The 26,201-nt window shown below is 37.6% G+C and carries 11 protein-coding genes; 10 read left to right on the plus strand and 1 reads right to left on the minus strand.

Annotated features, from left to right (window positions below; all coding sequences use genetic code 11):
• The first annotated feature begins 63 nt into the window (after positions 1–63).
• Positions 64–4,122, plus strand: coding sequence for a discoidin domain-containing protein (locus KQI49_RS01180; RefSeq protein WP_216485995.1), 4,059 nt, complete (start codon positions 64–66; stop codon positions 4,120–4,122).
• Positions 4,123–4,327: 205 nt separating this feature from the next.
• Here KQI49_RS01180 and KQI49_RS01185 read toward each other — a convergent pair whose 3' ends face one another.
• Complete coding sequence (locus KQI49_RS01185) at positions 4,328–4,915, minus strand: Uma2 family endonuclease (protein WP_216485997.1); 588 nt, start codon at positions 4,913–4,915, stop codon at positions 4,328–4,330.
• Positions 4,916–5,500: 585 nt separating this feature from the next.
• On the opposite strand from KQI49_RS01185, the gene KQI49_RS01190 reads away from it, so the two are divergent.
• The 9 genes from KQI49_RS01190 to KQI49_RS18800 all read left to right on the plus strand — a co-directional run bounded on the left by KQI49_RS01190 (position 5,501) and on the right by KQI49_RS18800 (position 26,145).
• Entirely contained in the window at positions 5,501–6,220 is a 720-nt protein-coding gene (locus KQI49_RS01190; RefSeq protein ID WP_216485999.1) for a GntR family transcriptional regulator, read from the plus strand.
• Positions 6,221–6,230: 10 nt separating this feature from the next.
• The gene (gntK, locus tag KQI49_RS01195) at positions 6,231–7,763 is read left to right on the plus strand and encodes a gluconokinase (RefSeq protein ID WP_216486325.1); all 1,533 of its coding nucleotides are present in this window, start codon (positions 6,231–6,233) and stop codon (positions 7,761–7,763) included.
• Positions 7,764–7,810: 47 nt separating this feature from the next.
• Positions 7,811–9,160 carry a gluconate:H+ symporter gene (locus KQI49_RS01200; RefSeq protein ID WP_216486327.1) on the plus strand — a complete coding sequence of 450 codons (1,350 nt, stop codon included), beginning with the start codon at positions 7,811–7,813 and terminating at the stop codon, positions 9,158–9,160.
• Between the two features lie 32 nt (positions 9,161–9,192).
• Positions 9,193–10,602, plus strand: coding sequence for a decarboxylating NADP(+)-dependent phosphogluconate dehydrogenase (gene gnd, locus KQI49_RS01205; protein WP_216486001.1), 1,410 nt, complete (start codon positions 9,193–9,195; stop codon positions 10,600–10,602).
• A 350-nt stretch (positions 10,603–10,952) separates the two neighbouring features.
• Entirely contained in the window at positions 10,953–12,443 is a 1,491-nt protein-coding gene (locus KQI49_RS01210) for a serine hydrolase domain-containing protein (RefSeq protein WP_371817492.1), read from the plus strand.
• A gap of 626 nt (positions 12,444–13,069) precedes the next feature.
• The gene (locus tag KQI49_RS18460) at positions 13,070–13,282 is read left to right on the plus strand and encodes a TasA family protein (RefSeq protein ID WP_371817493.1); all 213 of its coding nucleotides are present in this window, start codon (positions 13,070–13,072) and stop codon (positions 13,280–13,282) included.
• Positions 13,283–13,530: 248 nt separating this feature from the next.
• Positions 13,531–18,450 (plus strand): discoidin domain-containing protein, encoded by a 4,920-nt coding sequence (locus KQI49_RS01220; RefSeq protein ID WP_216486003.1) that lies wholly within the window; start codon positions 13,531–13,533, stop codon positions 18,448–18,450.
• Positions 18,451–18,801: 351 nt separating this feature from the next.
• The gene (locus KQI49_RS01225) at positions 18,802–21,444 is read left to right on the plus strand and encodes a sialidase family protein (protein WP_216486005.1); all 2,643 of its coding nucleotides are present in this window, start codon (positions 18,802–18,804) and stop codon (positions 21,442–21,444) included.
• 753 nt (positions 21,445–22,197) lie between these two features.
• Positions 22,198–26,145: a S8 family serine peptidase gene (locus KQI49_RS18800; RefSeq protein WP_216486006.1), complete on the plus strand. Its 3,948-nt coding sequence runs from the start codon at positions 22,198–22,200 to the stop codon at positions 26,143–26,145.
• Positions 26,146–26,201 lie beyond the last annotated feature (56 nt).

The following is a 26,201-nucleotide window of genomic DNA, read 5'->3' on the forward strand; positions in this document are numbered from 1 at the left end:
CCATGATTATAATTGAAGATTTTTGAGAGAAGTATTAAATCTTTTGAAGGGGGAGGATGAATTGTGTTAAAAGAACATTCCTATAATCGATTATTCATAATCTTAGTAGCCTTGAGTTTAGTTTTTCCAAGTATTTTATCACCTATGAATGTTGCAAAGGCAAAGGAAATTGATGAACCACACTACACTTCTTCTGGTTCAGAAGATCCTAAATGGGGCGCTGAAAAGGCCTTTGATGGCCAGTATAATCGATATAAAGATAAAGACTCGAGATGGGCAAGTGATGCATCTCTTGCTACGAAGGAGAATCCTAAGTGGTTACAGGTAGAATATCCTAAGGCGAAGACGTTTGAAGGATTTAAAATTCATTGGGAAAGAGCGAATGTAAATGCATACTCAATCCAAGTATCTGATGATGGGGAAGATTTTGAGACAATCTATGAATCCAATAAAAATAAACACCAGTGGATTGAAACGATAAAATTGGATGAAGCAATAAGTGCTAAAATTGTAAAATTAGTTATTACAGATTTTGATGAAAACGCTCCAACAGTGGATGAACAAGTTTCCTGGCCAACTGTTTCTGTTTATGAATTTGAAGTATTGGAAAGTGTTGATACTGTTGTAAAAGGAACAGAGAACATGGCTGAAGGAAAAACAGCTACAGCATCAAATGAAGAAGCAAATACAGACTTTGTAGCGGACAACACGGTAGACGGTGATTTTACCACGTATTGGGCTACAGATGTCAGTGAAGAAATAGAAATAAGAACATTGGATATTGATTTACATGAATTAACAGAAGTGCAATCTATCATTATCAATTGGGAACGAGAAGAAAGCAATATCAATGCATTTAATTTGACCTACTCCGAAGATGGAGAACAATATTTTCCATACTTTGAGCAAACAGAAAAATCCAATATCCAACGGCAAGTTTTAAATTTAGAAAATGCAGTTAATGCTAGATATTTACGTCTTGATGTAACAGAATATGATGGCGGAGAAAATGATTGGCCGAATGTTGGGATTTATGAGATGGAAGTTTTTTCTGATGTAACCACAGAAGAAGTTGATGAAATAGACTCACTCTCACAACTATCAAAACTTACGATTGACGAAGAAAATGCCAAACTTGACCTCCCTAAGGCGAAATCAGGTGAACTATCTGTTGTTGGGAGTAATGGTCTCCCAGTTATAGACCTTGATGGTAATGTAACCAGCCCGTTAATTGATAAGGAAGTAAAAGTTACTTTGGAATTAATAAAGGATAATGGCAATGACGAAACAAAGGAATTCACCGTTCCGGTTAAAGGAGTATATTCTGACGAAGGTGTGAATGAAAAACCCGAAGTCATTCCTGCCCTACAAGAGTGGCATGGTTTAGAAGGTTCAATGACAATTGATGATTCTACTAGTTTAGTCGTTCAAAATTCACCTTTTGAAAAGGCGGCGAAGATATTTCAAAAGGATTTGGTAGACTCACAAAATATGAAGCTTCCAATTCAAGTGGCTGATTCCAATGCAATTATTTTCAAAGAGGATGAAGAAGGCATATATGGTGAGGAGGGCTATAGTATTGAAATCAACAATGGAAATATCGAGATTGTAGCTGAGAAATATACCGGAGCGTTTTATGCGACAAGAACCTTACTTCAAATTTTAAAAACAAGTGATTCAAATGAAGTTAAAAATGGTCTTATTCGCGATTATCCAAAATACAAGGTCCGCGGATTTATGTTAGATGTGGGACGTAAATTTACAGATTTAGATTATCTCTATGATTACATGAAAAATATGAGTTATTACAAAATGAATGATTTCCAAGTTCATTTAAATGACAATGAGCTTGAAATGGATTTATTTGATTCCATTGAAGATGCTATAGAAAATGGTCATGCAGGATTTAGAATGGAGTCAGATATTGTTGGTGAAAATGGGGTGTCGTTAACATCTGAAGATGCTTATTATACTAAAGATGAATTCCATCAATTTATCTCTGATGCTTCAGATTATGGTATGGAAATCGTACCAGAATTCGATACACCAGGACATGCTCTTTCAATGGTTAAAGTTCGTCCAGACCTTTACTATAAAGGGGAAATTATTAATGGTAAACCACCAGAGGAAGCGGCAGCAATGCTTGATTTGTCACATGCGGATACCTTGCCATTTATCAAGTCAATTTATGATGAATATTTGGATGGTGAAAATCCAGTATTTCAAGATTCAACCATTCATATAGGTAGTGACGAATATTATGGTGGTGCAGAAGACTACCGGGCGTATGTTGACGACATGCTTAAGTTTATTCGGGATGAAAAGGATCGAACTGTCCGTCTTTGGGGAAGTCTCACGAATAAATCGGGAAAAACACCAATCACGTCAGAGGATGTCCAAATTCAGGTGTGGAATACAGGATGGGCAGAACCAATCCAAATGTTAAACGAGGGATTTGATATTATCAATATTGATGATGCTCAAGTTTATATGGTACCAAGGGCTGGTTATTATTATGATCGTTTGAATCCTGAACATTTATATAATAATTATGAGCCAACCAAATTTTCAAATGGTGCAGTTGTTGACGAGTCAAACCCACAATTCCTTGGAGGAATGTTTGCACTATGGAATGACAAAGTAGGGAAACTTGAAAATGGAATTACACAGTATGATATGTTTGACCGTACGTTTGAAGCAATCCCGGCTATGGCTCAAAAAACTTGGGGAAGTAATGAGGATGTCTCCTATGAAGAATTTGCAAAAGCGGCTGAAAAAACAGGATATGCCCATAATACAAATCCGACATTTGATATTGAGACAGTTGATTCAACCGTTGTAGATTATAAATTTACAAAGGGCAGTGGGGATCAAAGTGAGAATGGTTATGATGTAGAAGATCAAGTAGATGCAGATATTGTTGAAGGAGAAGGTCTTAAGTTACGTGGTGACGAAAGCTATGTAACAACAGGATTATCTGAACTTGGTCCTAACGCTACAATGGACGTTACGCTGACAATTGAAGATACGGAAGAAGTCCAAGTGATTGCCGAAAAAAGTAATGATGCAACATATGCTGATCACTCCTATCGAGATTATGCAACCATTTATGCTGTAGATGAAGATGGTTATGTTGGATATGACTTTGGTAATCTATCGTATTCATATGATTACAAGTTAACACCTGGTGAAGAAACAACATTAACCTTTGTGACAGAACTAGAGAAAACAAGACTTTTTGTCGATGGTGAAGAAGTCCCTTTATTAGAAGAAACGAGTATGCCATATAACACATTAGTGCTACCACTTGAACGTATCGGAAGTGCGACGGATTCATTGAACGGTGTTATTTCATCTTTCAATGTTACAAAAGGAAAATATGTGGATCCAACTATCATTGATCCAGGTACGATGAACATTTCAGCATCTAATGAAGAACTGGAGCAAGGTGATCAGTCAGTTGAAGGACCAATTGAACTCGCGTTTGATGGAAACTTAGATACCATTTGGCATTCTAAATGGAATGATAATTCACCATTTCCAATTGAAGTGAATCTTGAGTTGGATGAAGAAACGGACTTAAGTAAGTTTGTTTATACACCAAGACAAAGTGGTAGCGATAACGGACATATTAAACAATATCGCTTAGAAGTAAGTATGGATGGAGATGACTATGAAGAAGTGGCTGTAGGAACATGGAAAGCTAATTCAAATCCGGAAACAATTGACCTAAAAGAAACAACAGCTAAGTATGTTAAGTTTATTGTTGAAGATGGGCAAAATGGTTTTGCAAGTGCTTCACAATTTTCGCTGCATAAAGCGTTGGATCCAGGATCTGAAGTTCCAGAACCAGTATCAGATATCTCTGACTTAAAAAGTCTAGTTGAGCGTTACGAAGAATCCGGTGATATTTCAAGCGATGAAGCCATACATGCATTGAATCTTCATTTAAAAGCATTGGCACAATTTGAAAAATCCGGAGATAACAAAAAAGTCGTGAAACATTTAGAAGGATTTAAGAACTTACTCGATTATCAAAAAGAAGAAGGACAAATTTCTGATGAGGCTTACGAAACTCTTATCGATGGTGCTGATATGTTGAGTGATGAATTAAGTAATTAATCCATTCATTTAAGGGATTAATCTATGAATTAGGATAATCATTGGTATCCAATGATTATCCTAATATTTTTTTAAGGTGGATTACATTATTTTGTTAATTGGTGATCCTGGAGGAATTTTGATGTATTCATAACTCGTAAGATTAAACCAAATCAAAGCAAAATAGTAACAAAATGCTTGCAATGCCTTCGCTTAATCAAGTTTCTCAATATTTATGATCATTTTCATTAAATATTTCATTCAAATGTAATGTTAATTCTGGCAAAATTTGAACGGAAACAGTGTCTTCCTCTGTAAATACACCTTGAAATCCATACTGTGTGCCATCTAAATAGTGTACTTCGACCGCTTGATTGATAGGATCGACAAGCCAGTACTCCTGAACGCCTGCTTTTTCATAAAGTTTATATTTATCCCAACGGTCTATCTTAATAAAGGATGGCGAAAGAACTTCAATAATCAAATCTGGGGATCCGCTACATCCTTGATCATCAAGTTTATCTTTATCACATACAACAGTTAAATCAGGCTGAACGACATTGGTTATATTATCATTACTTTTATTTTCTGCAAAAAGTCGTACATCAAAAGGCGCAAAATAGACTTCACATTCGGCATCTTCCAGGAAGGAAGAGAAAGCTTTGAATAATTCCCCAAGTATTTGTTGGTGTTGACGTGAAGGAGCCGGTGACATGTTGAATATTTCTCCATCAATCAGTTCAACTCTTTCTCCTTCATCCCAAGTCAGGTAATCTACATAAGAATATTTTCTTTCTTCATTTGGAATGGTCATTTAATCATTCCTTTCCGTATATGCTTACACTTATATTACCATACCCTCGGGAGCGATGCATAATGTGTTTTAGTGATGAGAGTGGTTCATCATTTTGCTGTCTTTTCAAGTTATATTTATTTCAAAGTTTAAAGCAGAAAATCCATATTTTACTTTTGTCGAACAAATTAAAAGATGCGAGCGAATTAGACTTCAATATTGAAAATGTTTTGCTATCTTTTTATCGAATATAAGGTGAAATCGTGTATTTTCTATTACAAAATTTGCTCTTTAGATTTAATTCGTCGAGGCAAAAATTAAATGAAAAAAGCTTAAAAACTTTAAACAGTTTTTTTAGGAGACGATAACAATAAACCTTTTGGAAGTGCCACGCCACGTGCTTTTTAGTGAATGTTAAGCTTTTATGGAAGAGTTATTTCATTTAAGCCCCACCGTTTAACCTTTATCAATACACATTTTTTCACCAATTATTACCATGAATGAATACGCTTGCACTATAAAATAATTCGTAGTAAACTATACTTGTATACAAGTTAACAAGTATCCAACTGCTTAATAAGTTAGTTCAGGAGATGATAAATATATATGAAAAAGTTTTATCCGGATAAAGGATTGTCGTCGTCTATTTCAAAGGGAGAAATGGTAGTTACTGAATTAAGAATGAGGATTATTTCTCAAGATATACCAAAAGAAAGCGTTTTATCGGAAAATCAGCTGGCGAATGAATATCAAGTCAGTCGTTCTCCGGTAAGAGAGGCATTGAGGATACTGGATAAGGAGAGGCTTATCCGTCTGGAAAGAATGGGGGCAATGGTTATTGGCCTGTCTGAACAAGATATTGAGGAAATTTATGATATACGTCTTATGATTGAAACTTTTGTTACCAAACGTCTGATTAAATCAGACAACGATGGCCTGCTTAATGATTTAAGAAAAACCTTGGAAATGATGAAAATAGCTATTAAATATGGCGATGTTGATGAGTTTTCACTAAAAGATATTGAATTTCATGAATTAATCATTCAGTCGATTAATCATCAACAAATCTTGATGGTCTGGAATCAATTAAAACCAGTTATGGAGTGCCTCATTCTATTATCCATGCGTTATAGAAGTCAAGTTAATTATCAGGATTTTGATCGGATACTCGCCAATCATGGTTTAATCATTGAAGCTTTGGCGAATAAGGATAACAAATTGATTAAAAAAGCATTTTTCAATAATTTCGATGATGTACAAAATCGTGTAGAGGACTTGTGGACGAATTCGGAAATGATGAAGAAAGCGAGGAATTATCATGGATAGAAATAAGTATATGCTTGGGGTTGATATTGGAACAACAAGTACGAAGGCCGTGTTATTTCGAGAGACAGGGGAGATCATTGCTCAGGAAAATAATGGCTATGATCTTTATACGCCTGATATTTCGACGGCGGAGCAGGATCCGGAAGAAATATTCCAGGCAGTTATTTTGTCAATTGGAAATGTTATGAGGCAATCACAAATAAAACCTGAAAAATTATCATTCATCTCTTTCAGCAGTGCAATGCATAGCTTGATTGCAATCGATGAAAACGGTGAACCGCTTACCCCTTGCATCACTTGGGCGGATAATAGAAGTGCTAATTGGGCTCAGAAAATAAAAGACGAACATCATGGGCATGACATTTACTTGAAAACGGGAACGCCGATTCATCCCATGTCCCCACTTAGCAAAATTACGTGGATTGAACATGATGAAAAAGAGATAGCCAAGCAGACTAAAAAGTATATTGGTATTAAAGAATACATTTTTAATAAGTTTTTTGCTGAGTATGTTGTTGATTATTCGATCGCATCTGCTACTGGAATGATGAACTTGAAGTCGCTGTCATGGGAGGAAAGCGCTCTTAAGGTTGCTGGAATTGATGACTCTAAATTATCACGGCTCGTTTCAACCGAAGAAATCTTTACCGGGTGTAACTCTGTTCTGGCAGAAGAAATGGGAATTCTTGATACAACGCACTTTGTTATCGGTGCCAGTGATGGTGTACTTTCAAATATCGGAGTTGATGCGATTCAAAAAGGGGAAGTTGCCGTAACGATTGGGACGAGTGGGGCTATTCGAACGGTTATTTCCGAACCAAAAACAGATAGCAAAGGACGTATTTTTTGTTATGCCTTGACGGAAGATCATTGGGTGATTGGCGGCCCAGTAAACAATGGTGGCATGGTGTTGCGCTGGATACGTGATGAGCTTGCAGCTAGTGAGGTGGAAACAGCTAACCGGTTGGGGATTGATGCTTATGATGTATTAACCCGTATCGCTGACGGAGTTGTCCCCGGTGCCAACGGTCTTTTATTCCACCCATTTCTGGCTGGGGAACGGGCGCCATTATGGAGTTCTGATGTTAGAGGGTCATTCATTGGCCTGACTTTGAATCATAAAAAAGAGCATATGATCCGTGCTGCATTGGAAGGGGTTATTTTTAATCTTTATACTGTGTTCTTAGCTTTAACTGAGGTTATGGGTACAGAGGTTACCTCTATCAAAGCCACAGGGGGATTTTCACGGTCTGAGGTTTGGCGCCAAATGATGGCTGATATATTTGACCATGAAGTCATCATTCCGGAAAGTTATGAATCATCATGTTTGGGTGCGTGTTTATTAGGATTATATGCCGAAAGGAAAATAGATTCGTTTGAAGTTGTCAAGGACCTGATTGGTTCGACTTTTACACACACGCCGAATCCTGCTAACGAAGTTGCTTATAGGCAGTTAATTCCAATCTTCATCAACATATCGAGAGTGCTCAGTGAGGAATATAAGAAGATTTCACATTACCAAAATAATGTACACGACAAGTAAGTTAAAAAAATCTTGAAGGAGTGGATGATATGTCTTTGGCCGGTAATATGTTTCCCTTGCTCATCGTCGCCTTAGGTGTTCTTGTATTACTTATTTTAATTATGAAATTGAATTTGAACACGTTTATTTCTTTAGTGGTAGTTTCATTTTTAGTTGCCCTTGCTTTAGGGATGCCGCTTGGTGAAATCGTTTCTTCAATAGAAGAGGGGATGGGCGGCACACTTGGAAGCATCGCATTAATCTTTGGTTTTGGAGCTATTCTTGGAAAGCTTGTCTCAGATGCGGGTGGTGCACAGCGGATTGCCATGACGTTAATCAATCGATTTGGTGAAAAACATATTCAATGGGCGGTCGTGATCGCTTCATTTATCATCGGTATTGCTCTATTCTTTGAAGTTGGCCTTGTTCTTCTTATTCCCATCGTTTATCAGATAGCCAAGCAATTAAAGGTATCTATACTTTACCTAGGAATTTCAATGGCGGCAGCATTATCCGTCACACACGGATTTTTACCGCCACACCCCGGACCAACGGTAATTGCTCAGCAGTATGAAGCGAATATCGGTATGGTTTTAGTATATGGTTTCATTATTGCAGTACCGACTTTAGTGATCGCAGGACCGTTATTCACTAAGTTAGCGAAAAAGTTAGTTCCTGAAGCATTTGAAAAAACCGGCAGCATTGACTCTGTAGGTGAAGTTAAAGAGTTCGAAATTGAAGAGACACCACCTTTTAGCACGAGTATTTTGACGGCATTATTCCCTGTCATCTTGATGGCCATCTCTACCATCATCCAATTGCTTCAAGACATAGGCGGTGTAGGCAGTAGTGTATTATTTGATGTTATTCATTTGATCGGTGAACCGACAACAGCTTTGTTAATCTCTGTATTACTGGCAGTCTATACGATGGGAATTGCCCGTCAAATACCAGTCAAACAAGTGATGGCTTCAGCGGAAGAATCTATTCGTTCCATTGGTATGATGTTGCTTATCATTGGAGGTGGCGGCGTATTTAAACAAGTTTTAATTGATGGTGGAGTTGGTGACGCAGTTGCAAATATCTTTACAGACAGTAGTATGTCACCCATTTTATTAGCTTGGATTATTGCTGCCATCTTACGTATTTCCCTTGGTTCTGCTACCGTTGCAGCTTTAACAACCGCAGGATTAGTCATTCCTTTGATGCAGGGATCCGATGTCAATCTTGCATTAATGGTGCTTGCCACAGGAGCTGGAAGTGTGATTGCTTCCCATGTCAACGATGCTGGATTCTGGATGTTTAAAGAATTCTTTGGTTTGACAATGAAAGAGACTTTTTCTACATGGACATTACTTGAAACAGTCATTTCAGTAGTGGGCTTAGGTTTCATCATGCTGCTAAGCCTTTTTGTATAAAAATTACATTTATAAAGAAAGGACTTTTAAAATTGAATCATACAATCGGTGTATACGGGCTAGGAGTTATGGGAGCAAGTCTTGCTAAAAATATGTTAAATAAAGGTGAGCGTGTGGCGCTTTATAATTATACTCCCGATTTAACAGAAAAATTTAGTGAGGAATTTCCACATGAAAGTGCGACAGTATTCTATGATTTAAAGCCATTTATTGAATCACTTGAAAAACCACGAAAGGTATTTCTTATGGTAACAGCAGGTGAAGTGACAGATTCGGTGATCAACTCGATTGCCCCTTTGCTTGATAAAGAAGATATTATTATGGATGGCGGAAACGCTAACTTCAAAGATTCCACAGAAAGATTTCGCTTATTGAAAGAAAAAGGGATTCAGTTTTTAAGTATTGGTGTTTCTGGCGGGGAAGCAGGTGCACTGAATGGTCCTGCCTTAATGCCCAGTGGTGATAAGGCGGCTTACGATGAAGTGGCACCGATTCTTGAAAAAATTGCTGCTCAGGTCGATGGGAAACCATGTTGTTCATATATCGGAACAGAAGGATCGGGACATTATGTGAAAATGGTTCATAATGGGATTGAATATGCGGACATGCAATTGATTTCAGAAGCTTATCAATTTCTTCGGAAGGTCGTCGGACTGGACGTGAAAGAAATTGCAAACATCTTTTCTAAATGGAATGAATGGGAGCTGAAAAGTTATTTGATTGAAATCACCGGTCATATTTTGAATTATGATGACCCAGTCACATCCCAACCGATTATTGACGTTATCCTTGATAAAGCAGGGCAAAAAGGTACTGGAAAATGGACGAGTAAAGATGCTTTGGATATTGGGGTTCCCGCCTCCATCATTACAGAATCAGTATTTGCTAGATACCTCTCGTCCTTAAAAGATGAACGTGTAGAAGCCGCAGAGTATTTAGCCGGCCCGAAAATGAATTGTCAGGTATCTGATAAAGATGAATGGATTAATCTCGTTAAAGAAGCGTTATTCATGGGTAAAATTTGTACCTATGCTCAAGGTTTCATGCAATACAAGCAGGCCTCGGATTATTATGGATGGAATTTCCGGTTGGCTGATATTGCACTCATTTTCAGGGGTGGCTGTATTATTCAGGCAGATTTTTTGGATTCTGTCAGTCAGGCATTTCAATCAGATGTAAAACTGAAGAATATCCTAAGAGCCCCTTATTTTCAAGAGAAGGCGAATGCTTATGAGGGTTCATTAAGACGTGTGGCCATGAAAGCGATGGAAAACGGATTATCAATACCAGGCTTGAGTTCTTCGCTATCATTCTACGATGGTTATCGTGCCTCAAGGAGTGGAGCTGAATTGATTCAAGCTCAACGGGATTATTTCGGAGCACATACGTATGAACGTGTTGATAAAGTAGGCATTTTTCATACGGTATGGGAAGGTGAGTAATAATTATTCACCTTGAAAATTTCATGTTTTGTATGTATTACGCTCAGGTGTAGTCCCTGAGCGTTTACTTTTATCCCTGATTTAAAATAGACAATCAATCACATACTAAAAGGGGCATCCCCCCTCAACTATCAACCCCGTTTTCTCACTTCCTCACAAACATTATCTTCATTCTTCTTGCCTATTTTCCGAAAAAAAGACTTATTACCTATTCTATTGTCTACTTCAATTAGTTCTTCCTATTCATTTTGAGAAAAGGCAGATGATTTCGACAGCATATGACAGAAATTTTGATGCCTCTTCATTATACTTAGTTTGATCTCACATTACGAAAAAATTAAAAGGGGGAGATGGAATTGAGAAGAAGGATCATACCAATTATGTATGCGTTTGTATTAGTTTTTACCATGTTATCTGTACAACCACAAGCTACCCAGGCGGAAATTTTAGGGTTGCAACCTGATAGTCCTGAAAATGTGGAGATGCTTCAGCAACCGCTTGATGATTTGGATGGTGAGATTGAAGAAGCTATTTCTGAAAAAGTCATGCCTGGGGCTGTCGTGCTTATTGCTCGGGATGGAAAAGTCGTTAAACATGACGCATACGGCTATGCGGCGCGTTATGTTGATGATGATTTTACTGAAATGGACGAGCCCATTGAAATGCATGAGGACACTATTTTTGATATGGCTTCCATATCGAAGTTGTTTACAGCGGTTGCTGTCATGCAATTATGGGATCAAGGACATTTTGATTTGGACGATGTTGTTGCTGATTACTTGCCGGAATATGATACAGAGGAAAAAGAAGAGATTACAATTAAACAGTTACTCACTCATACATCAGGTGAAAAGGCGGGACCGTCACAACCGCTTTATGATATAGAGGGAACGCGGGCGGACCTGCTTGATTTTACAATGGCTGAACCGCTTTTAAATGAGCCAGGTGCAGAGTATGTCTACAGTGATATTAATTATATAACATTAGGTGTTCTGATAGAACGGTTAACGGGAGAACGTCAAGATGCTTATGTAGAGGAAAATATTATCGAGCCTCTAGGTATGGGAGATACGATGTATAACCCTTCAGAGGATTTAAAATCGAGAATTGCTGCGACTGAGGAGCAACCATGGGCAGACCGTGGCTTAGTCTGGGGCAGTGTACATGATGAAAAGGCATGGGCCCTTGATGGTGTTGCAGGTCATGCTGGGGTTTTTAGCTCGGCTAGTGATATGGCTGTATTTTTGCAAATGCTTCTTAATGAAGGAAGTTATCAAGAAGTTGACATTTTATCAGATGAGGCATTCAACTTGATGAACATAAATTGGAATACAGATTATCCAGGTCAGGATCATGGTTTAGGTTGGGATTTGAATCAAGATTGGTATATGGATGTGTTAGCTGAAGAAAATACGTTTGGCCATACAGGATACACGGGGACATCTGTGGTTGCTAGCCCAGATCTTGATACAATGGCTATTTTACTTACAAATCGAGTGCACCCAACACGGGAGACGGTCTCCACCAATTCGATCCGAAAAAAGACTTCTTCGCTAACAGCAAATGCGATATACGCTTGGGATGCTAAGAACATGCAAAGACTCGTTGAAAGCTTAAACAAAAAAGAAGAATTCAAAGATGAAACAGTTGCTAGAAGCTTGTCTCTTCATCTAAAAGCAGTCGAGCATTATGAAAATACTGGTCATAGCGAAAAGGTTCGGAAACACCTGGCTGGATTTAACTCTTTAATTGAATATCATTTAGAAAATGAAGCGATTTCTGAAGAGGTTTATGAAACTTTATTAAGTCATAGTGATTATTTAGTTAATCAGTGGAAATAAGCTTAATTTAGTATAAGGTGTTAAAAAATGAGGCTGAGACACAACTAAGTATTAGTTATTAAAAGACGAACAACTTTAAGCGAGTACTATTTGCTTCGAAAAAAACTTCGATTTTAATTAACTAAAATACTTATGTTCCAGCCTCTTCTCTTACTTTTAAAATCTCCCCTGGTAATCTCCTAGCTCAAAAATCTCACCATTTTTACTTAGGCCTTTTGATATAAAAAAATATAACAACGACTAGTCAATTTTTCCTAATTTACAAAAAAGACAATTAATTTAGCAATAATCATAAAAAAACCAACAATATCCTTATTGTGAAAGCGTTTTAAAAACGTTAGCTTAAGTGTATATCATAGATAACACGGTACAAATTTGAAAAGTTAGAGGTGATGAAAATTGTTATAAGTTATAAGCGAAGAAACATTTGTAAAGTTAAGTCTTCGAATTATCGTTTAAGTTCAAAATAAAAAACAACTAAGTATAGGAGGCATGTCGTTAGTTTTAGATTTATCGTTAATTGGGGAGGTGCTTATACTTCCTTTAGTGGTAAGGAATAAACGAAGAGGATATTTGGAGCTGAAATACTTGATATCGAAAAGGTGTTCCTATAAACATAATATTATGTGATAGATGTAGAAGGAGATAATATCGAAGACTTTGTCGAACATAATTCAGTAGATTTTTTATATAACGCGGATAATTTAGATGATGTTATCTATGAAACGACTTTAGCTGAATTAAAAGATATGTCTGCTGAGGAAGTAAATGAGCGTATTTTCTATCCTATCTTATGGAAAAAGATTACAGCTAGAGTGGAGTTGATCTTGACTCAGTAGTTAAGATTAATTTTTTGGATATTTAGGAACTTTTATGCCGATATTTCTAATCAAACGTTTGAAGCTGCTAAATTAATAGGGCAAGCTTTTTTGGTATATTTACACGTAATTATCCCGTTATCTATTATGAGAGTTTTGTTGTGGAATGGTATGGCTATTTACAAATGTATATAAATAACATCTAGTGAAAATAGAGGTTTAATTATTTATCATGAAATTTAATTAAACTTTAGAGGAGAAGGTGTAAAATGCCTAGGAAAATAAAAGTAATAGGTGTCATGTTAATAATGACTTTTTTAGTGTCAGCTTTAACGAATCAAAACAATGTTATTGCAGAGGAAGAAGACTATTCATTTAGTACGCCTGAAACATTCATCCATAAAACAGACGTAAGTGATGATAAACGTCGCCAATTATTTAATGATAATTGGAAGTTTAGTTATGGAGAGAAAAGTAATGCAGAGTTGAACAACTATGATGATTCAAATTGGGATAATGTGCAATTGCCACACGATTACAGTTTAGATCTCCCTTATAGCCAAGCAGGTGAAGCAGAGAGTGGTTATAAGCTTGGTGGTGTTGGATGGTATCGTAAGTCATTTACACTGGACGAAGTAGATGAAAATAAGCGGGTCGTTGCTGAATTTGGTGGTGTTTATATGAATGCAAGTGTGTATATAAATGGACATAAGTTAGGCGATCATCCAAATGGATATACACCGTTTGCATATGATTTAACTGATCACCTCAATAATGATGGAGAAAACGTCATTGCGGTACGTGTAAATCATAAATTCCCATCAAGTCGTTGGTATTCAGGAAGTGGAATTTACCGTGATGTCCATCTAACAATAACAGATGATGTTCATGTTGATCATTACGGTGTTCAAGTATTAACTCCAAACCTTGAAGAACAAACAGGAGAAGATGTTGATGTAGAAGTTAATGCTAATATTAAGAACCAGTCCTCTGATGATGTTAAAGCGGTTGTAAAGCAAAGCATTCGTGAAAAAGGTTCAGAAGATATTATCGTTAGCGGAAAAAGTGACTTACTAGAAATAGATGCTAATGACTCAGAGTCTTCAAATGTTTCTCTAACAATAAATGATCCAACACTTTGGACTTTATCTAACCCACACTTATATGAAATTGTTACAGAAGTTATAGAAGATGATAAAGTTATCGATGAATACGTTACAGATTATGGTTTTAGAACGTTTGAATTTGATTCAGATACAGGATTTTCTTTAAATGGAGAAGCCGTCAAATTACAAGGAGTAAGCATGCACTCCGATCAAGGGCCATTGGGAGCAGAAGCACATCATCGCTCCATGGAACGCCAAGTTGAAATTTTGTCAGATATGGGTGTTAACGCGATTCGTGTGACACACAACCCTGCAGCCGATGAACTCATTGAAATTGCAAATAGAGAAGGCATACTTATTATTGACGAAGCATTTGATACATGGATAGCCAATAAAAATGGTAACGTTCATGACTATGCTTCATGGTTTGAGAAGTCAGTAGGTGATAATCCATTATTAGGTGCAGAGGAAGACATGACATGGGCAGAATTTGATATTAAGACGATGGTCCGTCGTGGAATTAATGCACCGTCTATCATTAGCTGGTCAATAGGCAATGAAGTGATGGAAGGTAACAGTGGTCCATATGATGAATATCCAGATATTTCAGACCAACTCGCGACATGGGTTGAAGAAGTTGATCAAACTCGTCCAGCTACTAATGGCGACAACAAACTTACAGCAAATTGGGATGAGGCAATAAAAATTGGTGAAAAATTGACAGAACATGGTGGGACTGTTGGTTTTAACTATGCGAATGGAAATCTACTTGACCAATATCATGAAAATCATCCAGATTGGAAAATTTATGGTGCGGAAACAGCATCATCTATCAACAGTCGGGGAGTTTACAAACCTTCCAATTATGATAGGCACTTAACGTCATATGATGAGTCAGTCGTGGGATGGGGTCATCTTTCAGCAGATTCATGGCATACCACTATAACCCGTGACTTTGTGGCAGGTGAATTTGTTTGGACTGGTTTTGACTATCTTGGAGAACCAACGCCTTGGAATAACGTAGGTTCAGGTGCCACAGGTGCTTGGCCTTCACCAAAGTCAAGTTATTTCGGTATTGTTGATACAGCCGGACTTCCAAAAGACCGATTTTATTTTTATCAATCACAATGGAATGATGAAGTAGATACACTCCATGTACTTCCAGCATGGAAAGAAGATATGGTTGAGATTGATGATGAGGGGAACGTTCGAGTTGATGTTTATAGTGATGCACAAAGTGTTGAATTATTCTTTAAAGATACCAATGGTGAAGAAAAGTCTCTAGGTAAAAAAACCTTCACAGAATATACAACAGATGTAGGGTACTCGTATCAGATATATGAAGGTGAGGATAAAAAAGAAGAGGATTTCAGAAATCTTTATTTAACCTGGGACGTTCCTTATGAAGATGGAACAGTCTATGCCAAGGCGTATGATGAAAATGACAAAGTTATCACTGATACAGAAGGCCGTGACAGTGTTACGACATTTGACGAGACTTCCGACTTAAAGCTTGAGGCAGATCGTGAATCGATTGTGGCTGATGGACGTGATTTGTCCTATATCACAATTGAAGCAATCGATGAAAATGGTAATACCGTTGAAGATGCCGCTGACTTGATTCATGCAGATGTAAGCGGTGATGGAGAATTGATGGCACTTGACAATGGTGATCAAGTGGATCATGAACCATATGACAGTGGTAAGCGTAACTTATTTAATGGAAAGTTGGTTGCTGTCGTAAAATCAACAAATGATGCAGGATCAATGACCCTTAATATAGAAGCAGATGGCATCAAAGATCAAAGTATAACCATTGAAACCACACCTGATCCTGAAAAACCAGATGAACAGTATGTTGAAGGCTACACAATGCCAAAGAATTACTATGTGAAATTAGGATATCAACCAGAACTTGTATCGGAAGTAGAGTTACTTTTCAGTGATGGAACTGAAGAAACACACGACATCACTTGGGATATTGAAGATAATATGTTTGATGAGCCTGGAACTGTTAGCCTTGTAGGACATGTCGAAAACTTCGATTTGCGAGTCTATACGAACGTGACGGTTATTGAATCAGTAGAGGCTCTTTTGAATTATTCACTTGTTACTGAAACAGGAGTTGACGACGTTGATCTCCCTTCCAGTCGACCTCTTGTTTTAGAGAATGGTAACGTTTTAGGAACTGAATTCCCAGTAGAATGGGACGCCCAAGATGCTGCGGACTATAAAGAACCAGGGCAGGTAACGATTAATGGAACTTCAACAGTATTTGGTGAAACTATACCTGTCACTGCGTCTGTTCGCGTTAGTGATGCAGAGCGGACTTTAGGTGACAATATAGCTGGAAATAACTTGACATTAACACAAGATATACCTGAAGAATTGCAATCCGACAACCTAGAAGCCATTGTTGATGGTGATACAGGATTTGATACTGTTGAAAGCGGGCCGAATCCTTCTATTTGGACAAACTATAATATGGCCCAAACAGGAAACAATAAAGCAGAAATAGTTTTCACCTATGCGACGGCACAATTTTTAGGTTCAGCTGACTTGTATTTCTATCAGGATGATTGGGCTGCACGCTTACCTGAAGATGTTGAACTCTATTGGTCCAATGAAGGGACAGAGGATGCGAACTGGACAAAAATAGATAACATCGAAGAAACTCGTGAGGAGACTTCTGAGGGTACGCCAAATACTACTAAAGTAAATTATCGTTTCGATGGTGTTCCAGCTGTTGCATTTAAAATTGTTTTAACAAGTGATCCTGGAACGAACGATGCCGGTAAGAATTTAGCAGTAGGACTGACAGAAGTAGAATTACGTGAAGAGCATAGTTCACTAGAAGAATACAGTGAAGCAACGCTTGATAATATTCTGCTCAACGGTAATAGTGTTCCATCTTCAGAACTTGAAGATAAAGTAATTAACACTGAATATCAAAAAGCAGATGTTGAAGTAGAAAGTGATAAAAACGTTGCCGCTACTGTACTAGAACCATCTGAAAATGTGATTCGTATTATAACAGAATCGGAAGATCACGAGTCTAGAGAAACTTATAGGATTAATCTTGATCAACCTGCACCTGAAGAAGATTTACCGGCAAATGATGGATCTCGGGATTATCCATACGGAAAAACTACCGCAACCGCAGGAGATTATCATAAAGATCACGAAACAGAAGGTGACCCTAACTTTGCTGTAGATAATGATCCATCAACCATATTCCATACGCCATGGGGTGGAACGGATAAATCAAACTTCTGGATTACCTTGGAAATGGAAGAAGCAACAGAAATTGATGCGCTCCGTTATTTATCACGCGGTGGTAGCAGTAACGGTATTGTAGAAGAATATAAAGTGGAAACTTCTTTAGATAATGAAACGTGGGAAGAAGTATCAGTTGGTAATTGGCCAAATGAAACAGATACATGGTCCATGGCAGAATTTGATGAACCAAGAGAGGCTAAATTCATACGATTAACCGCTTTATCAACTTATGGTGAAGGAAGTCAAGCAGACCAATTTATGACAGCAGGAGAAATCAGACTTCGTAAAGCGCCTGTTGAAAAAGAACCACTAGAAAATGCAAAGGTCGAACTTGATCAGGATGTGTTTACGTATGATGGAGAGGAAAAGACACCTCAACCTACTGTAACTTTAGATTCTAAAGAACTTGAAGAAGGAATAGATTATCGCGTAACGTATGAAGATAATGTTGAAGTTGGTGAAGCTAAAGTCATAATTGAGGGTATTGTCAAATACGAAGGTACCTTAGAAGAATCATTTATCATTCAAGATAACGCAATATCGAATATCTCTGATTTACAAACGTTGTATAATCAACATGTTGAAGCAGGAAACATTACAAACGATGAAGCTATTCATGCTTTTAAAATGCATTTCCAAGCGTTGGCGCAGTTTGAGAAAAGTGGCAACAACGAAAAAGTAGTGAAACATCTCAATGGATTCAAAGATCTACTTGATTATTATAAAGCAGAAGAGCATGTTTCTGATGAAGCCTATGAAACTCTCACAGATGGTGCGGATACGTTGATTGACAAATTAGAGTAAAACTGACAAGTACTAAATGAAATAGAATGGGTTCAGTTGTGAGTGACATAATCTCGACACTGTTACCCATTCTATTTTAAAAGGCTAACCAATTCAATCACCTAATTTTAAGGAAGTAGAAGTTTTTTATGATACGATCACAGAAAAAGTTGATGACATAGACTCCTTGGACTGCGCGTGAATGCTCGTCCCAAAATATTTGTGGGAGCTGAGGCTTCAGCCGCCCACGGAAAGCGAAATATTTTTCCGAAGCGAATAACGCTTACTTAAAAGGTTCGTCATTAATAACCGATACTTAATTTTGTTCCAACTTCTTTTCAAGTCAGCGATCAGGAGGTAGATGTATAAAAAATGAAGAAATATTTTGTAATTCCAATTGTATTTATAATGCTATTGCTAAGTTTTACAAGCTACTCATTTGCTTCTACTAGTAAAATGAATGATTTAATACTCCATGAAGAGAATAAACTCATAGAAAGAGATAATTTTACAAATTTAAATGATAAGGTCGATGAGCTTAAGGAGCTTGATGAAGGGACCATTATTATCAGATTCCGCTATCATGATCCAGGGGATGTCATGACATTGTTTTCGCTATCTAATAGCGACCTTTCGAATGGTCACTTTCAAGTGTATGTAACTCCAAATGCTGTTGGAAGTGAAAATCGGTATGAGAAGCCAGGAGAACCGCCTAGTAACATCCACCTTAAAACAGATGTAGATGTAAAGGAACATGAAGTCCATACTTTTGCAATGGTTGTAGACATAGATGAAGGGTATAAATACTATTTAAATGGCAATCTGGTTTTACATGATACAACAACAGAACGTAAATTTATGAGTAATGTGTATGCTCCAAATAGTGCACAATTAGGTCGAACGGAAAGATCGGGAAATAATAACAATTATCACTTTAATGGAGCAATTGATTTTGCTGAAGTCTATAGTAAACCACTTTCAGATCAAGAATTAATAGATATTACTGAAGTAACTGATGGGGATGAAATACTAAATCCGTTGCCAGATGACGCCATGATTACTGAGCCATTATCAGTTTTTCATCCAGGTTTGTATGATTCGAACGCCTACCGAATTCCTGCATTGTACAATACAATGGATGGAACGTTAATAGCAGGTATAGATAAGCGAATAAGTCACGCAGGAGATGCACCAGCCGATATAGATATTATGGTGAGAAGAAGTTTGGATCAGGGAGATACTTGGGAAGACGACGGTATTATGATTAATGAATATCCTGGTAATGCAGCAAATATAGACCAGTTACTAGTGCAAGATAACGATACAAAAAGAATATACACTCTTGTACTTGCGTTTCCTGAAGGAGAAGGATTCCCGACTGCGGATCAGGGGACTGGCTTTGTGACAATCGATGGCAATGATTATTTAGCGCTTTATAATAGTGCAGGTGATGAATACACTGTAAGAGACAATGGTGTAGTTTTTGATGAAAAAAATGAAGAAACTGATTATACAGTGGATAAGAAAAGAAATTTATATTTAAATAGTGACAAAATAAGCAACGTTCTCTTAGAGGAGTCCCCCCTTAAAGTAGCTGGAACTTCCTTTCTAGAATTGTGGCATAGTGATGATGAAGGACAAACATGGGAAGGTCCTACAGATATGAATCCGGGACTAAAAGAAGAATGGATGGCATTCCTTGGAGCTGGACCGGGTAACGGTATTCAGTTAACAGAAGGAGAAAACGCAGGAAGATTAGTATTTCCTGTTTATTTTACAAATGAAAATAGGCAACAAGCGAGTGCAGTAATCTATAGTGATGATCATGGGGAGACATGGCACCGAGGAGAGTCTCCTAACCATGGACGAATTGTTGATGGTGACGTGCTAGATGAAAGAACTTTCGTAGGTAATGAAATCACGGAATCACAGGTTTTAGAAATGCCAGATGGTCAACTAAAATTATTTATGAGAAATTACTCCGGTTATGCTCAGATTGCTACGAGTTTTGATGGGGGTGAAACATGGGATTCTGAAGTTGTTACAGAACATGATCTGGTTGCTCCTTATTCTCAGATGACGGCAATCAGATATGACGGTCAGATTGATGGACAAGAAGCAGTTATCTTTGCAAGTGCAGGGGATTCAACGCAAAGAGTGAACGGGACTGTACGAGCTGGTTTAATTAATGAAGATGGAACATATGATAATGGCCGAACAAAATATACATTTGATTGGAAGTACTCTCAATTAGTTAAGCCAGGTGAATATGGATACTCGAATCTCACTAACTTAAATGACGGTAACATCGGTCTACTCTATGAAAATGGATCACATATAGATTTCACTAAATTTAATCCGGAGTACCTGAAATGGGACCGAGAGGGAGAGTTACCTTTACCTTTTATGGATTCCATTACAGTTGAATCTGAAGATGTCCCCCATTATGCTGGAGAGAATATTCAAGTGAAGGTTGAATTTGATGATTTTGTGATGCTGAGTGGAGATAGAATATTAAATGCAAAAATAAATGAACAAGAATTTGCTTTGGAATTAACTCAAAAAAATCAAGAAGGAACAGCATTTATATTTGAAGGTAAGATTCCTGAACTTGAATCGGGTCAATATGATCTAGCGGCAGAGTTTTCACCAAATTTAAACATATTGAATGTCTATGGTGAGGAGTTAGATACGTCATTAGATGAAAATAAATTATTTACAACATTAATGGTTGAGAACGAATCTCCGGTTCAAAACGCATCAGAAATAAAGGAGATTATACAGCGTTTAGAGGATCAAGGGGAAATTGAAAATAGTGAAGTATCCCACGCTTTAAATATCCATTTGACTGCAGTAAATCATTTTGAAAAACAAACAAAAGATAAAAAAGTAGTTAAACATATGAACGGCTTTAAGCAACTGCTAGATCAATATAAAGAGAATGAATTTATATCTGAAGATGCATATCAAAGATTGATTGAGGAAGCAGATCATTTGATTGAAGTTTGGAGCTGACTTTTTATACAAGACTTAAAATCTGGCTATATGTTAGAACAAATTATAACTAAAATGTTTGAGTGGTTAAGTAAATTGATATAAAAATTGGTTTTGGTGGATTATGCAATGATTAATTGGTGAATGGAATGAGGTATACTCAAAGGATATTATGATTGAATAGAATTGGATTAAGTTAGAAAGAATTTTCCTATATTGATAAACTAAAAATAAGGAGGTTGGGACATAAGTATTTTTGTTAATATAAAAGTGAACCAACCTCTTTTTTACGTTAGAAAAAACGGTGTTATTTCATCAATTTAACAATAAACATAAAAAACTTAACAATATCCTTATTGTGAAAGCGCTTTAAAAACGTTAGTTTAAATGTAAATCATATATAAATTTGTAAAGTTAGGAGTGATGAAATTAGAAAATGGTGAAAATAAGAACCAATTCCAAGGGGATTCCTGCATACGTAAGACGTTATAACCGGAACTTTAAATATATTCAACTTTAGTAATTATAAACTACCCTTTTCAATTCAATTTAATAGATATACAGATTGACTAAACTTCGAAGATAATTAGGCAATAATAGGGTGGTGATTACCATTTAATTCCATTCAGTAATTCTAATTGACTAGGCCTTAGTGCACTAGACCATTCCTGTGATATTATGTACTATTTAGATATGACAGAATATTAAGTAAGAAGTTTAGTAAGGAGGTGCCAAAGTAATAGAATCACAGACAAAAGAATAGGGAGGAAGTCTATGTTCAAAAGGATTTCTATATTTCTACTAGCACTATTATTAATCGTAGGTAACTTTACATATGTGAGTGCAAATACTGGACCTACCGTAAAGACGTTACCTGAAACCCTTGAAAAAAAGGGCGAGACTGACAAGCTGAAACAGACTGAAGATCCGGATAAAGAAGTCAGGGTCGTTGTCGAATTAAGTGATCTGTCTCCGATAGAAAAGGCGACTCAAAAGGGAGTTACCTTTAATAGTTTAAAAGAAACAGAGAAACAGCAGCTTGAAAAGCAAGCAAAGGCTAAACAGAAAACCGTGAAGTCTAAAATAAAATCTAGTAATGTCAAGATGAATTACTTACAAGAGTTCACGACTGTTGTTAACGGATTCAGTGCCGAGATGAAACAAGGCGACCTTGAGCTTGTTAAAAAGCTACCAGGAGTTAGGTCGGTTCATATCGTTAATGAGTACAAGCAGCCCGAAGTTCAACCAGAAATGAAATATAGTAAGGAATTGGTTGAGGCTCAAAAAACCTGGCGTGACTATGGTTACAAGGGTGAAGGGTTAACAGTAGGTGTCATTGATACGGGAATTGATCCTGATCACCAAGACATGGTTCTTTCTGAAGATACTGAAACCGCTCACTCAGAAGACTCTGTTAATCAAACGATTGATGAACATGATTTGCCGGGTAAATTTTACACGGATAAAGTTCCTTATGGTTTCAACTACATGGATGAAAATGATGAAATCCGCGACATTGCAAAAGGTGCTTCAATGCACGGGATGCATGTGGCCGGAACAGTTGGAGCGAATGGGGACGAAGATAACGGCGGTATTATGGGGATTGCCCCGGAAGCGCAGTTATTTGCATTAAAAGTGTTTGGTAATGATCCAGAAATGGGTTCTACTTATGGAGACATTTATATTAAAGCGATTGATGATTCGATCAAGTTAGGGGTTGACGCGCTTAATATGAGTCTTGGTTCTCCTGCTGGGTTTGTGAGTGACGAATCACCTGAACAGCAAGCGGTAAGCCGCGCGGTAGATAACGGTATTTTGATGTCTATCTCAGGTGGTAATTCAGCGCTTTTCGCAGATGGATTTTATTATCCATTAACATCCAATCCTGACTATGGTGTCAGTGGATCACCGGGTGTCTCGTATGAGTCATTACAAGTTGCTTCTTTTGAAAACTCTAATATGGAAGTAGAAGCGGTTGATTACTCAATTGATGGTGAATCGGGTATCGCACCATTTTTATCAGCTGGAAATGAACATCCATCAGATTTTAATCAAACAGAATTTGAAGTGGTTGAAGCAGGACTTGGTGCACCAGAAGATTTTGAAGGAAAAGATGTTGAGGGCAAATATGCACTCGTTCAGCGCGGTGAGCTTGAATTTGGTCAGAAAGCTCTCAACGCACAGGCAGCCGGAGCGTTAGGTGTTTTCATCTATAACAACGAAGATGGTATCATCAACATGGCGACAGAGGATGATCTTGAAATTCCGCAATTATTCATGTTGAAAAGTGATGGAGACAGGTTGGCAGAAGCTTTGAAAGATGGACAAGAAGTTACGATTGAGTTTACCGGTGAAACGACGTATATCGATAATCCTGATGCAGGCGAGATGAGCGACTTCTCGTCTTGGGGTCTAACGCCGAACCTTGATTTTAAGCCAGAAATTACAGCACCTGGCGGACAAATTCTATCAACTTTAGAAAATGATGAATACGGACTAATGAGTGGAACGTCAATGGCTGCACCGCATGTAGCCGGAGGAGCTGCTCTTGTTCTAGAATATGTTGATAAAGAATTCGGTCTTGAAAATGCAGATCGCGTGCTTCAAGCGAAAAACATTATGATGAATAGTGGAAAGCTTGTTGAATTTGAAGAAGGATTTGTTTCACCACGCAGGCAAGGTGCGGGATTGATGCAATTGCATAAAGCATTATCAACACCTGTTATCGTGACTGAAAAAGAAACAAATGAAGCAAAAGTTGCTTTGAAGGAAGTAACGGAAAATGAAGTCACGTTTGAACTGATTGCTGAAAACTACACGGATGAAGCAGTCACTTATGAAGTGAACGCCAATGCACAGACAGATCAACCTGTTCAAAACGGTGATGATGAAATCGTTGCACCGAATTTATTTGGATCTATGGAACTTGACGGAATTGCATCAGTAAACGGCGAAGAAATTGAAACAGTTGAAATTCCTGCAAGTAGTAAGGAAACAATAACTGTTACGCTTGATTTAAATGAGGTAGATGGTGAGTTGTCAGAACTTTTCTCTAATGGTTATTGGTTAGAAGGTTTTGTAACTTTAACAGATCCACAAGATGTCAATCCAGAGTTGCATGTTCCATATGTCGGCTTTAAAGGTGAGTGGGACAGTGCTCCAATTTTTGATACGCCAGAATGGGATGAAGACACGTTTTACGGCATGACTGGCGCAGTGACGTCACTCGGAGATGATGATTTTGGATTCCTTGGTGAAGATATAAAAACAGGAGAAATCAATCCTGAAAACATCGCTTTTTCACCAAATGATAACGGGGTTCAAGATGATGTCATGATGATTTTATCCTTCCTGAGAAATGCAAAGGAAGCGAACTTTAACGTCTTGGATGAAAATAAAGAAAAAGTACGCACCATTACAACCGAATCTAATGTAAGAAAGAGTTATTTTGATGGTGGCGCTGCGCCAATGTATTCTCTATCATCTTCTAGACTTTGGGATGGAAAGATTGATGGAGAGGTGGCACCAGAAGGACAGTACTATCTACAAGCGGAAGCTGTAATCGACTGGGATACAGCTGAATGGCAGTCGATTGAAATTCCAGTTGTCCTAGATACAACGGCTCCAGAACTTGAAGCCGACTTTGATGAAGATGCACAAAAAGTTACAGTTGACGCAGAAGATAATGAAGATGGTAGTGGTCTTGCTTACTGGGACGTGCTAATTGATGGGGAGTCTGTTCTTGATGAGCCATATGGTGAGGACGATACAGAACATCAACTTGTTAAAAAGTTGAAGGAAGATGAAATCCTGTCAGTTGTTGCGGTTGACTATGCTGGAAATGAGGCTTCAGTCGACGTTAATGAAATGGAAGATACGACTGCACCTGATCTACACTTACTAACACCTGAATTCTTAGGCGTTGAATCAAGTAAGGAAGTTGAGTTTTCCGGTTACGTTACAGATAAATCTGGTGTTAAGGAAGTAACGATTGATGGCGAAAAAGCAGACCTCGTCTACAATGAAGCCGAAGATCAATATGAATTCAGCTACACATTGACTCATGAGGAAGACGGGTTTTATTTCCACCATATTAAAGCGGTTGATAATGCCGGAAATGAAACTGAAATTGGTCGTCGTTATTTCGTAGACTCAGAAAAAGCATCCATTGAAGTGGAAGCGGCTGAGAAAACGAATGAAGACCAGCTTAACGCTCAAGTGAAAGTCCAAGATAACTTTGACGACATTAAATTGTATGTCAATGGGGACGAAGTGTATAAACATGAACAGACTGAGCCATACGGCATGCACGAGTTTGATAAGACCATTGACGTTGATCTTGATCTTGAACTTGGTACAAATGAATTTGAATTCAAAGTTGTTGACTTGGGTGGTCATGAAACAATAGAAACATTAACAGTTGAAAGGGATTCCAGTATTGCCGTTATGAAAGATGTCGTTGAAAGACTTCATCAAGACGGAGACATTAATGATCCAGCCATGGTGCGCATGCTTGATATGCAACTCACGGCCATTGGACATTACGAAAATACAGGGGACACTGATAAAGCTGTTAAACATATGAACAATTTAAAAGAGCTCATTGACACAATGCATCAATTGAAAAAAATAACAGAATCAGGAGCCGAGTTGCTTCATGAACATGCGGATTATTTGATTGAAAAGTGGCAATCATCGGGTGAAGATGAAGAAGCGGCTTAATAGATATTAAACAGATCAAATCAGTCTCTGTGATAAGCAGGGACTGGGGATTCTAA

This window comes from Virgibacillus sp. MSJ-26, from assembly GCF_018918075.1.
Lineage (GTDB): Bacteria > Bacillota > Bacilli > Bacillales > Amphibacillaceae > MSJ-26.